This is a genomic window from Roseibium aggregatum IAM 12614, assembly GCF_000168975.1.
Lineage (GTDB): Bacteria > Pseudomonadota > Alphaproteobacteria > Rhizobiales > Stappiaceae > Roseibium > Roseibium aggregatum.
Genome location: NZ_AAUW01000007.1, coordinates 295,762 through 308,177 on the forward strand (window position 1 = coordinate 295,762; position 12,416 = coordinate 308,177).

Consider the following 12,416-nt stretch of genomic DNA (forward strand, 5'->3'; position numbering starts at 1 on the left):
CGCGCTGCCCTCAGGTCCCGCTGAGCCTATTATTCCGGGCAATTGAACAGAATTTCAATTGCTGATTTAATCGAAAGACTACAGGTCGATTCAGATCTTGCGGGGTGCTGGGGAGGAAAGCGTATGGGGAAGAATATCGTCGTATGCTGTGACGGCACCGGAAACCAGATCGAGAAGAACCTATCGAACGTTCTAAAATTGTTTCGCGTGTGCCGGAAAAATGACGAGCAATGCGTCTATTACAACGCAGGGATTGGAACGATTGGCTCAAGCGATGCATGGGCTCGCTATCGTCAAAATACCAAGGCTGTGTTTGAGCTCGCCACAGGGTATGGCCTCGATGGCGATATCCTGGCTCCATATGACTTTATCTGCCGCAACTTTCAGGAAGGCGATGAAATATTCCTGTTTGGGTTTAGCCGCGGTGCCTACACTGTACGGGCTCTAGCAGGGTTCATACACATGATCGGGCTTTTGCCCGTAGACCAGTTGAATATCGCCAACTATGCCTTACGGGCTTACAAACAGGCCAGCTATGAAGGTGATTTCACCGTTCCCTGGCACTTTGCAAAAGTGTCTGGTTCCAAACCCGCACGTATCAAATTCCTCGGTGTCTGGGACACGGTCGCGTCGGTAATTGTTCCTCGTCCGGACCGCTTCATTCCCCAACTCCTGACCCTCCCTTACACACGAAGGAATCCGAGTGTCGAAGTTTTCCGACACGCCATGGCCATCGACGAGAATCGGCGTATGTTTCGGCTCAATCGCTGGGAGGAACCTCAGCCATTCGTCAAGAACCCGTTCGACAGGAAGGCTGAACCTGTTTCCCAGGACATAAAACAAGTTTGGTTTGCTGGATGCCATTCTGATATTGGAGGAGGCTATCCGGAAGAAGAGAGCGGGTTGGCAAAATATCCCCTCGACTGGATGCTTCGAGAGGCAATAGCCCACGGCTTGAATGTCAATCCCGCAACACGAAACTACATCGTTCTTGGCAAAGCGCGAATGGGCTCAAAGGTGCGCTATACAAAGCCGGATCATTTGGCGGATGCACACAACTCCCTCACTGCGGGGTGGCGTCCCCTTGAGTATTTCCCGAAGTCTGCAAAATGGATGGAATGGACTCGGCGAAAGTTTGCAGGGATGTACCTGCCGCAGGCCGAACCACGGGTAATCGGGGGATCGAGTAGGAAGCCAATCATTCATAAGTCCGCTGTAGACCGAAAGAATGGTTCAGACTATGACCCGGAGAACTTCCCGACCGATTTCGATACCGAGTCATAAGTGGTTGGCGAGTTTTCTCCGAAAATTATTATTTTTCATCAACTTAGTCTTTGTAGTAGCCATTCCTAAGTCCACGGAACTATTTCAGGATTGTCGAGATGCCCACGCGATTGCCTTTATGAAACTAAAGTCGAGAGAAGTGCCATCAGATCTAACAACCCAGAAGCCTATCGTCCGGCCACCGTTGGTCCTGTTGATGCGTGTCTCGAAGTAGCTAACGCCCGAGCCAATTTTAGACTCCTCCGCCGGCCAATTGATGTCGTAGAGAGTCAGCAGTGCAAGAAGATCTTCAAATTCCGGTCCCGGACCAATCTTGTTACGTGGTGGAAACTTGTCGCGGATTTCGCGGAAATGCGCTTCTGCATCCTTCTGAGACGCCCAGACTGCTCCGTTGGGGAGCTTCACCGCCTTCTTCGGCATGACTGACCTCCTCGGGATTACGGTGAAGTTGAATCTAGTTCCTTCGGCTCAAGCCCTGAGCATCTCGCCACACGATACGAAGATCCGAAGCTGAAACATACGTCGCGACGGTAGTTCCTTCGATGGCTTCCTGCCAGTCCTCGACACTGCTTTCTTGGAGAAACGACTTGAACTGACCTGATCCTTCCGGTGACAAGTTGCCATTTCTGCGTCTGTAAACTTCGGAAATCCCAGCTGCGGCGTGGCGTGGGACGCCCATAATCGAGGCCACAACTGCTTCTGGAGAATTCACACCGTACTGAATGAAAGCCGGCAGCATCCGATGTTCGTCTTCCGCCGCCTCCCGGGAACTCATGCCGCGACCACGCAAGTACGCGTGCGCGCCCCAAGACATTATTTGGGAAACCCGTTTGAACACATAGTTGCCCGCGTTACGCACCCTGTCGGTCTCTTCTCCTGCGAATAGATCGGCGATTTCGCGAACGGTGGCACCATTCATCCACCTATGCACGACGGAGGCTACCGCCTCGGTGTCGATTTCGCCGTACCCATTGTCGAGGGCAAGCGAAAGCTCTGGTAACTTGGCAAGGGCATCAACCAAATGCTTCAACCCTTCTTGGCCACGTAACGTTTCGGCATCACCATGCCGCAGCACTGGATCCTCAGCGATTGATGCATACAGTTCGTCGAAACTGAAGGATGCTAGGCCAGTTTGGTCGGCGACCTTCATGTAACCCTGATCTTTGCTCGCCACATCTGCAAGATACTTGCGAGCAAGTCTCAATAGCGCAGCACGTGTCTGAGGAGACCGGCCTGCGAGGCTAGCAGTAACGAGACGTTCGAGTTCACTTGCGGTCTGCCTTGCTCCAAGGCTCGCTACAGCATGTCCAAGGTACTGAATGAAGGGCCTGATGCCTTCGTGGGTCTTGTAGGTCCACTTAACTGTATCAGTCTCATTGATCTTTTTTATTGCATCGTTCAGGGCCGAATCCACTCGTTCGGAAAGAAATTGCGTGTAACGCTCCCAGTGAGGTCGATGATCGGGGTTTGCAAATACGATAACCCCTTTTTCAGAAAGACCCACGCGACCTGCGCGGCCAGCGATGTTCCAAAATTCCGCGGGTTTCAAAGCCTTTGCCGGCATGCCCTTAGTCACAGAATGAATCACTACGCTCGACACAGGGAAGTTCATGCCTTGAGCAAGCGTAGTCGTAGCTGCAATGTAATCGAGTGTGCCTAAGCTTGCGAGCCGTTCGACTAGGTAGCGAAGTTCACTGCTCAAAGCGGAGTGATGGAAAGCGACCCCCTTCGAAAGGCATCTGGCCAAATCGTTTTCTTCGCCATACTCACTTTTTGCGAGGGCCAGTGCTACGCGGAACTCGGGAGGCGCAGTGCTTGGATCTATCTCGCTTTTCGATGCAGCCATTTCGAGAGCGGCTTTCTCAGCATCTTTCCGAGATGCGGTGAACATACCTAAGGATGGCCCTAAAGTCCGCAGTCGTTTGCTAAGTGTGATCGCCGTAGTTCGGACATTCCGATTTTCGCGCAAAATCCGGCGTTCATTATCGTCGAGAGCTAGTCTGGTGTTTGAGATCTCTGAGCTATTGCGATGTGGTTCTTTCCATTCGATTTCCAATGTCCGGCCCTTACCACGCCCCGTAAGCTTAGCGAGCCCAATGATCAAACGAGAAGGGCGCCACTGGACATCAACATCGCTTCCTCGCTCCTTGCTCAGCCAGCTCGCAACCTCCTTGGCATTCTGTACGAATGGAGTGAGCAGCAGCAATCGAACATGCGGATGCTCGCGTCGTATGTTGGCAATCAAGAGTTCTAACCGCGCGCCTCGCTCCCCATCAGTAAGGAGGTGAGCTTCGTCTACTATCATCAAGCGAACCTGATCGAACCACTCCGCACGCCCCCGCAGAAGCAGGTCAAGCTTTTCAGGTGTCGATATGACAACGCCGGAAACGCTGTCGAGCAGCGCCATTTCGAAGGGGTCTTCTTCAAATGCGCTGCTCGCAGCTGTGACTTCGATGCCGAGTTCGGCGAAGTCAGTTCCAAGTGTCCTGCGTACTTGCGTAGCGAGTGCTCGGGTAGGCGTGAGGTACACGACCTTCGCCCCACTGTAGCTGGATATGGCCTGCAAAGCGGAAAGTTCTGCCATGAGGGTCTTTCCCGAACTCGTGGGCATCTGAAGGACAACTGCCTCCCGCTGCGCGTCGAGAAGATTACCAGCCAGTGCATCCTGCTGCGACGGTAGCATGCTGTACATGGGGCCGCTACGACCGCTAATTGTGCGTATCAGTGCATCGATCGATTGAGAAATATTGAAGCCGTTCGCCCACACCGTGTCTGCACGCAGCTTGGCAATGATCATGCCAACTGACTTGATCCACGTCATCAATTCGGGATCAGCTGACAGCTCGGCATATTCGTGGGCTCTGGACATAAGAACGGAAAGTTCGGTCTGAACGTTGATCGGCCGCCCTTTGATGCCTCGATATTCACCCGTAAGAACGTAATTGGTGACCACAATTGTTGCCTGTGCCGCGTGATACAACCCAAGCAAGCTCAGCGCGGATTCCTCGGAGCGCTCAGAAGATTGAAGCCAATCCTCTTCGACCGTTCTTTGCAGTTCGCTAAGCTCTTGAACGCGCGCTAAGGCACTTTCGATATCCGGTTTTCCACCCTGACGAGCGACAAGAACGAGCGCACGCGAAACTGTATCTTGAACCCGTCTTGGCCACCTGAGACTCTTCGATGGGCCTTCCAGGACACGAGTCACGCTCTTGGTGTTGAGGAGGTGACGCAACTCAACCTGCCGCCTGGAAGCAAGGCCTGTAACCGTTGCAAGCAGCACATCGCGAATTTCGATCTTGCGTGTTCCTTCGGCGGCGACGATATAGGCGTGCCACTGCTCGAAGACCTGCAATGTTCCATCGTAGGGAGGATGGTTGGACACCGAGAAAACATTGGCAGGAAACGCTAGAGCAGCCACCCAACGTTCGTAGGCTATCTTCGCGCCCAACTTCAGCTCGATTAGTCGACCGGCGTCCTGCGAATCGACTTGATGGAACGCTGACTGAAAGGCGGTATCGTCGAGTTGCTTAACTAGCCGGTCAAGATACATGCCATCGATGATGTTCGCGACTTCAGGCATCGCTTCGAGCCTTCATCATTGCGAGACGGCAAAAGGAGGTCAGCTCGGTTCCGATGGATAAGGACATGCCGAAAGCCTTCGCATGAAGATATGTGTCGCTTCCCGCTTCACGAAGCGACCGCAAGTCTTCAATATCAGCACTTGTTCTACCTCGAATAATTACCGGTGACACAATCGTTCTCTCGACACGTTCGGTGGACTCCAATTCAAGCATCATCTGCATCAGAGCCTGTCCTATCGGTGTAGCTTCGCATCGAATAACGCAAGCGCAAAGATAATCGTTCAGCTTTTCTCCGTCCGATGCGGCTGCGGCACACTCCTTGATAAGCTTCGAAGCTTCCCCTGGTGGGCGGCGTTCGTCGTCAGTGCCTTTGACCTGTATCAGAACTAGGGAGACTTCACCTTGCTCGTTCGCCACCAAGCTCCATCCGTCAAAACCCAACGCCGGTTGGTTTCGATTACCTTTTGTCGCATGAAGAGCGGGCGGTGTGGCGAAGCCGAACACTGCACTCAACGCTTCTCTGGCAATGACCTCTGCGGTTTCCGAACGAAAATTTTTTAGGTGCTCTGGCTTGCGGCCTTCCTTATCAGGATTCGGCAACCCTGCGCGGAACATTTTCATCAATCGTTCGGTTTGGAAGTTGGACTCGACTCCCTCGGCAGGTTCCGGAACCGTTGAAACAGCCGCCGCCAATTCTTTGAATTTTTCCTCCCCGTAAATGCGTCTAATTGCTTTCGCGACATGTTGAAGGAAAGGATCGTCGCCATTTTTTGGGTCGCAAGTTTCATGTACGACCGCCCAACGGTGGACTTCGTCAACCGTTACTTCGTGCTTGGTGTAAATCAATCAACACCCCCAGTATCATCTGAGAGATTTCACATCCTCACATTGCAGTCAATCAACGAGGCGTCCGACAGAACGATTTTGACCGGGGTCAGCAAAATTTGGCCCACACGCGGGGCTTCTGCCACAGGACAAAGCGGAAATCGCCGCGAGAATTCTTATTCAGGTTTGGAATGAGGCATAACCAGAAAAGATTTGGGCTCGGGCTCGTATGTCCGGACGCGCCCAAGCGCCTTAAGACAACCCAATTTGGCGAGATTGATGAAGGAGCGCTGGGTAACAGTGAATAGCCGAGACGTACCCCACCTTGACGAAAAGGTGGCAAATTGCGACCCTTATTTCTAAATGGAGGCCTGCGCGATGGCTCAATCTGTAGAACTTTGCGACGATGTGATGTCGCTCGTGTGCTGCGAGGCGGAATTGCAAAACCGCTCCGTCTCCGAACAGATCACGCTTTGGCTCCGTATCGGCCGCGTCATCGAAAAGTCCGGTGCTTTCGACCAAGCCCGCGTAAGCGCTGCGCTCGCTGGAGAACTCCAGACCACCGACCTCACCGCACTTGAAAAGGCAGTCTGGTCGGAGAGGTTTCTGGAGAAGATGTCGGAACCCGGTCCGCGAGAGCAAGACTTTTTCGCCGAGCTGCGGAAGAACGGCAACGCTTCCGGACTTGATGTTTTCGGCGACACCGTCCGCACGGAAAATCAATCCGAGAGTGAGCCGCGCACTTAATCGGCATCCAAATGGTACCCAGGATCGGCATTCATGCGTCGGAACGCGCGGAGACCACTCAGCGGTCTGGCATCGGTGCCGCGTCGGATCCTCGTCCGTGGTTCGAACGCCGAATAGGAGGGGTACGGTCTACATTCTTAATCGGCGCGACCCGCATTTCCGTACCGCGCATGCGGAACCATGCACTCCGGCCGTAGCCTTGACGCTCGGCGGTCGGCTCAGCCGTGTTTGGGATCATTGTCCGCGAAGAGCTGCACCAGCGACTCGTAGGCGCGATTTCCGACGTCCATCGCGACCTTGCGGCGACCTGGGCCCGTGAACACGTTCGACAATGACATGTAGGGAAAGAACCCCGACTTCAACGTATCGACGGGCCTGCCGTTCTGGAGCACCGTCTCCGTCACGGTCTCGAACAGACCCGTCGGCACGGGATGGAGGGCGTTAGGATTGTGTATCAGCATGGCTTCCTGCCCCCACGTCTCCTCTGGCGTCCCCGGGTCTCCCACGATGTACGCGAAGGGTAGAGGCTGATGGGCGTTGGGATCGGAATCAAACATAGTTCCGAAGCGAAGCACCGTCACGTCCTCGTCGGGGTAGGGTCCGGCCAGGGCAACTCGCGTGAATTTCGGTACTGTTCCGGCGTTCGTCCAGAGCACGGCCGACACGTGTTCCGTTCCCTCCAGGTTGAAGAAGCCAGACGGGATGTCCTTGTCGCCGCTGATGTGGCGGGCAACCTGCTGCTGTTCGATGACGAGCCGCCCGCTACCGTCCCAACTCGGCGATTGCCTGATCCCATATAAATAGAAGGCGGCTGCCGCGCCGCCGAAGCCGAGCGAACCGTGCTCGTGGAACGATTCCACCGCGATCACGAACGGCTGCCCTGCGACGTGGGGCAATTCCCAATAGGCTTTCGGGTCCCTCTTTCTGTTGATCCGATGCAGCAGCTTATTCCGCAGCGCGCCGCCTATGCGCAACGGAATGTCGTTCTCAGATCGGTCGCTGATGTCTTGGATATCCAGATCCCTGTCGTTTGTCGGCTCGTAGGGAACGAGCCTGCTGCCGCCCGTGTCGGTGCGGTTCGTGGTAGTGCATTCGATATGGATTCGAACACCTCCCTTCTCTACGCTGAAGTCCGGATGGGGAGCATCGCTGATCATCGCGAAACCCTCGGAATGGAGAAGTTCGCTGACGTAGAGTTCGAACGTCCTGTTGTCGAAGCCGGTCGTCTGGAACTGTTCCACGAAATTACCATCGCGGTCGGCGAAGCGGGCGAAGGCTTCGTTCATCATCGCCCGGGTCGACCGGTTGCGTGGCGACTCCTTGAGGAACCTGAAGGATGGATGAATCTGCTTCTTGGGCGGGAGCCACCCGAAAAGGCCTCTCGTCGGTTTGAATCCTGCTTTAGCTGGTTTCATCGCTGCTATCGATCCTTCTCATTCCGTTAAACCAGGCCAGCGAGGAGGTGCGGCCGCACAATACCTACGATCGCCTCACCGTCCACTGGCGCGGCGAGTGATCTTGAGCCGGAGGGTTCAGCGAGATCGCGAACCGAGGCGGCTGTTCACGTCAAAAGACCAGTTCAGTTGGGCTCAGTGGGCGTCAGCTTTTAGGCGAGTGTCGGCGGAGCTGCAATGACTGGTATGCGGACGCATAGTTGTCGTTCGTTTTAGGTACAACGAAATTCAGCTTTTAGCCCATTTGAGACGTTCGATTTAGCGCCAAGGGAACATACGACCAATGGTGTAATTGGGAAAAACTCACTGAAGCTGAGGTGGTCCCCTGGCAAAAAATAGTTTGGACCAAGACCACTCGCGATCAGAGCCATGGGATATTGTAGACCGATCTTCCCTAGTTACGATTAAGCACTCTATTATTGCAAATCGGTGAGTACTTACGGGTAGGCTAAGCTCGATAGGAAGGAAGCTGCATGACCCAGAAATCACGCCCTTTCTCCATCTACCTGCTTAAGCAGGGATTCGATGCCGCAAATGCCTTGGTGGATGATCATGGCCTTCTTGCAGCGGATGATGCAGCCCATGTTCCCGAGGGGAGTACACTCTACATTCTTGATGAGAGGGGCAAGCGGCCATGGTGGCGGGAATACTTTGGTGTGCAGGAAGATCTGTGGCAGCAACTCAAGGGAGCCTTGCTGTTTCTTCCAGTGGGCAATCGATGCTTCGCCCTCTCATTCGGGCACGTCCTCCATCACGTCAAAGACGATGCATATGAATATGACTTCGGTCTGCGGGTTACACTAAACAGTCTCGACCCCCAAAAGCTGAAGAGCGCGGACATGATTGAGCCAGGACCGGCTCGCCGCCGGCGCACTCAGGTGCCGATTTCGACCGAACTGACTTATCTCGACTTTGACGGCAACAGTGAGATTATAAAAAGCCTGACTGGTAGGGTGAAGGAGGAATACAAGGAGCTGTTCACAACCGCCACCGGTTCGGCGAGTTTGAAGATCAGCATGAAAATAGCACCAGGGGCTTTGGCTGCGCGTTGCGAGACACTTCTGGCACTCTATGGCAGCGAAGATTACAAGACCACGTTTCCAAACATCCAGAACATCATTCCGGTCAAAGATCCGGTCGAAGTGAGAAGGCTCGATGCATTGCTTTTGGAATCAGTGAAAATGCGTGATGGCAACACGATGCTCACCATTCCTGATATCGTCGACTATCGGGACAACACTTGCTGCATGTTCAACGGGCCCGGCGGTGCAAGTGAGATATATCCTGACATATCGATCGAAGCCTTCTACGATTATTTGGGTGCCGACTTCGATCTGAACACCCTGACTCTCGATCAACTCAAATCCTATCGCATGTTGCTGACCGACGTGGATGGCGCTCCAGGTCGGTCATATGGCCTTTATCGCAGCTTGATTTTTGATACCGAGCCTGCGGACGAGCGTGTCATGTACCACCTCAATGAAGGCGATTGGTACAAGGCGGAAAAGAGCTTCCTTAGGCGCTTAAAGACATATCTCGATGCAAAATGTGAAGTGACCGACCTTTGCCCCTATGATCATGACGGTGAGAAGGACGGGAAGGCCGTCTACAGCGAAGGAAACTACAACGCAGCGATCCCAGTCTGGCAAGGGCGTTTCATCTGCCTTGATCAAGCCGACATCAGCCCCGACGGTAGCACAAACATCGAACCTTGCGACCTTTACAGCGTACTAGCTGATGCCAACTCCATTAGTGGTTTCAGAGCCGCGCTTTACCATCTCAAGATTTCCACGCGGTCATCCCATCTGAGCCACTTGTTCAATCAGGGGGTGAACTCCATTGAGTTAATCGAGTTGGAGGAGACATCGAGGGATAAGTTAAAGCGGCTGGTTGTCGACAGACTAGGTGCCAACAATAGGAATACCTATCTCGCCCCCGTTGATCATTTTGATTTCAAGGTCGTGTTCGGGATCATCACCCACAAAGACCCGGCGATTCAATCTGACAATCTGCCACTGTTTTCTAAAATCAGTTTGATGCGAAACATGCAGCGCCTCGACCTTATGAAGGTGCCAAGCGTTCTTACCTTTATTGAAGATGCGAGCCCTGCAAAGGGTGGTCATGCCAAAAACCCGAAGTACCTCGTCCAGGTATATGACGGCGCGAACGGTCACGAAGTGCGGGCTGTCGGCGGTCAGGGACTAGATACTGTCACTCCGATCAAGAGATGCCCAAAGGCGGTGAGAGACAGCGCACCCGGTACGCGCTACCATCTGACGATTCGCGTAGAGGATGATGGCAGCCTATGTTCACACCATAGCTGGCCCTTCGATCTGGCCGCTTGATGATGCTCCTCAATTGATTCCAAGCTCTCCTCCCTTCTTGCCAATTAGCGGTCTGGGGCGAATGTCTCAAAGGTCCGCATCTCAGCGATTTGCGCTGATCGCAAAAAATGTCTGCTTTCGGGATCTGGTATCAAAGCGGCGAACGACCGGAATGGGCAAAGCGGTCGTTTAAATCAGTTGTTCGAACTGTTCCTTTGGCATCTCGCAAATGCGTGCTTGATCATAATTTTTCACAATAAATTTGAGCTGTTAACTTTTTGTCCGGAAAGTTCCGGAAAAACCGGTTTCACCGAACCGCGGGAGCCGGCAATGACTTAGACAAAAACCACCTACCCCATTGATATTTCGAAGGTAAGTATCCCTTCCAAGGATTCATTCCAATTGTCCGACGGCTTTCCCAAATGATTAAGTTCAGTCGCAGAAACTTAATTTCTCGCCACTTTCGTGTGTCGAGATTGAGGTTCGACATGACACCGTGCCGTGCAGGCACATGAATCCTTCTTAGCCTCTCGGCGAACCATCCGGTTCGTCGATCAGCGAACACTCCCAATCCCCCGAACCCGAACATGTCGAGCACCCCGGCTGTCGAAGCCATGGGTGTCTCAACGTGATGATCTGTGACGCCTAAAAATCAGAAAGATCGAATAATGACTACCCGGACGCCACGCGCGTTTTCCTATGAACCTGAGACCTTTCGGTCCATCGCCCAAGACCTCCAAGCCTACCGAATTACCGGTTTCCCGATGCCCGGATCGCGATCCCCTGCCCCACTTGTCGTGGACTGGAGCCGAACCCTCCTGCCCTTTCCCGGCATTATTGGTTCCTCAGATGCGGCGCCAATACTGGAGCCCGTGTTTGCCTTCAGCGATGACAATTCCAGGGCCCTTTTGGCTCGGGGCTGGGTGCGCCTGGAAAACCACGTCGACGCCCACCTCGACGCCATTCGCCGGATAGCACCATAGTTCGCCAAGGATTAGCCTCCGGCCTCCCCTCACTCTGAGCGCCCGGACCTTCTTTCAAGTCTCCCACATCCAGCGATACGCAACGCGAACGTTCCGAATTCCTGCGGAGCGAACGCGACAGCTTTGCCTGAAAGCACTCGAATGAAACGACCAAACATAATTCATGGGACCGGACACCAACTGGGGCTCCTCATGGCCCGCATGGCTGTTCGCCGCGCACTCCGGCAATGCCTGGGCCTGCATCGCCGTTCGGCCTATATCCTCGGCGTCGAACTCCCCAATGACATCGACACCAAGCTCTATGAAGAGGCGCTGGAGTACGAGTTCCAGAGCGTGGATCCGGACGGCCCGGGAAAACGGGCATGCCCGGAGTTTCACTACTTCATCGATGAAAGAGGGAAGTCGAGGTACAGGCGTAAAGAGCCGTTCGAGTCGTATTCGATCGGGATGAGTATCACCGAACACCAGCGGCTCATCGGCATCGGAACCCCGAAACATCCGATAACCGACGTCTTCCGGAACATTGCGGAAGCAGTCATTGAGGTGCGTCCGACGAGGCGTCACCTGCAAGCCGCCGCTCTAATCGCTCGCGGTTTTCATTTGAGCGATCATATCGCAGACGAGCTTATCGCTCACAATATTGCCTGTCTTTCGATCGCCTTTCGCGGAAACCGACCGCTGAAGGCAGCTCTCGGTATGCTCGAAGCCCTGGCTGCGGCGGAGGCATCCATTACTCCCAAAAGACGCGACGACGCAGAGACTCCGCCGCTCGAAGAGATGTCCGGATACGGCGAAGCGAAGGAATGGGGGCTGGTGCTTGTTCGCGACCTCAAGGATTGGAGCGAAGGAGCGCTCCCCTGGTCGGACGTCGATCAAGGAATTCTCCTGCTTGGCGGGCCCGGAACAGGAAAAACGATTTTCGCGAAAGCCCTTGCAAGGTCCTGCGGAGCCACGTTCGTTGAGTGTTCCTTGTCAAAGACCCAAGCGCTTGGACATCTCGGCGATATGCTGAAAGGCATCAACAAGGCGTTCAGCGAAGCCCGAAGCAACACGCCGGCGATCCTGTTCCTGGATGAGTTTGACGGCGTGGGGAACAGGGAGACGCTTTCACGCCATGCGCCGGAATACGCGACCCAGGTGATCACCGGCTTGCTCGAGTTGATGGATGGGTCTGAAAAGCGCGACGGCGTCGTCATCGTTGCGGCCTGCAACCGCCTG

The 12,416-nt window shown here is 54.2% G+C and carries 8 protein-coding genes; 4 read left to right on the plus strand and 4 right to left on the minus strand.

Annotation, left to right across the window (positions count from 1 at the left end):
* Nucleotides 1-123: 123 nt before the first annotated feature.
* The gene (locus SIAM614_RS11985) at nt 124-1,284 is read left to right on the plus strand and encodes a DUF2235 domain-containing protein (RefSeq protein ID WP_006934777.1); all 1,161 of its coding nucleotides are present in this window, start codon (nt 124-126) and stop codon (nt 1,282-1,284) included.
* A gap of 84 nt (nt 1,285-1,368) precedes the next feature.
* Here SIAM614_RS11985 and SIAM614_RS11990 read toward each other — a convergent pair whose 3' ends face one another.
* The 3 genes from SIAM614_RS11990 to SIAM614_RS12000 are packed head-to-tail and all read right to left on the minus strand — an operon-like array spanning nt 1,369 to nt 5,711.
* A complete protein-coding gene (locus SIAM614_RS11990; RefSeq protein WP_006934778.1) occupies nt 1,369-1,704 on the minus strand; it encodes a DUF3223 domain-containing protein in 336 nt (111 codons plus the stop codon).
* Nucleotides 1,705-1,738: 34 nt separating this feature from the next.
* Nucleotides 1,739-4,864: a DEAD/DEAH box helicase gene (locus SIAM614_RS11995; RefSeq protein WP_006934779.1), complete on the minus strand. Its 3,126-nt coding sequence runs from the start codon at nt 4,862-4,864 to the stop codon at nt 1,739-1,741.
* Nucleotides 4,857-5,711, minus strand: coding sequence for a hypothetical protein (locus tag SIAM614_RS12000; protein WP_006934780.1), 855 nt, complete (start codon nt 5,709-5,711; stop codon nt 4,857-4,859). Before SIAM614_RS12000 ends, SIAM614_RS11995 begins: the two co-directional genes overlap by 8 nt.
* Nucleotides 5,712-6,068: 357 nt before the next feature.
* Here SIAM614_RS12000 and SIAM614_RS12005 point away from each other — a divergent pair, with 357 nt between their 5' ends.
* Nucleotides 6,069-6,437: a TA system antitoxin ParD family protein gene (locus SIAM614_RS12005; RefSeq protein ID WP_040440015.1), complete on the plus strand. Its 369-nt coding sequence runs from the start codon at nt 6,069-6,071 to the stop codon at nt 6,435-6,437.
* Nucleotides 6,438-6,655: 218 nt separating this feature from the next.
* On the opposite strand, the gene SIAM614_RS12010 is transcribed toward SIAM614_RS12005, so the two are convergent.
* Nucleotides 6,656-7,852, minus strand: coding sequence for a hypothetical protein (locus tag SIAM614_RS12010; protein ID WP_006934782.1), 1,197 nt, complete (start codon nt 7,850-7,852; stop codon nt 6,656-6,658).
* Between the two features lie 512 nt (nt 7,853-8,364).
* Between SIAM614_RS12010 and SIAM614_RS12015 the strand changes: the two genes are divergently transcribed.
* Both SIAM614_RS12015 and SIAM614_RS12025 read left to right on the plus strand, forming a co-directional pair.
* Nucleotides 8,365-10,236, plus strand: a complete 1,872-nt coding sequence (locus tag SIAM614_RS12015) for a DUF6119 family protein (protein WP_006934783.1) — start codon at nt 8,365-8,367, stop codon at nt 10,234-10,236.
* A gap of 1,154 nt (nt 10,237-11,390) precedes the next feature.
* The coding region (locus SIAM614_RS12025) for an AAA family ATPase (RefSeq protein ID WP_006934784.1) at nt 11,391-12,416 on the plus strand (1,026 nt) is incomplete at its 3' end.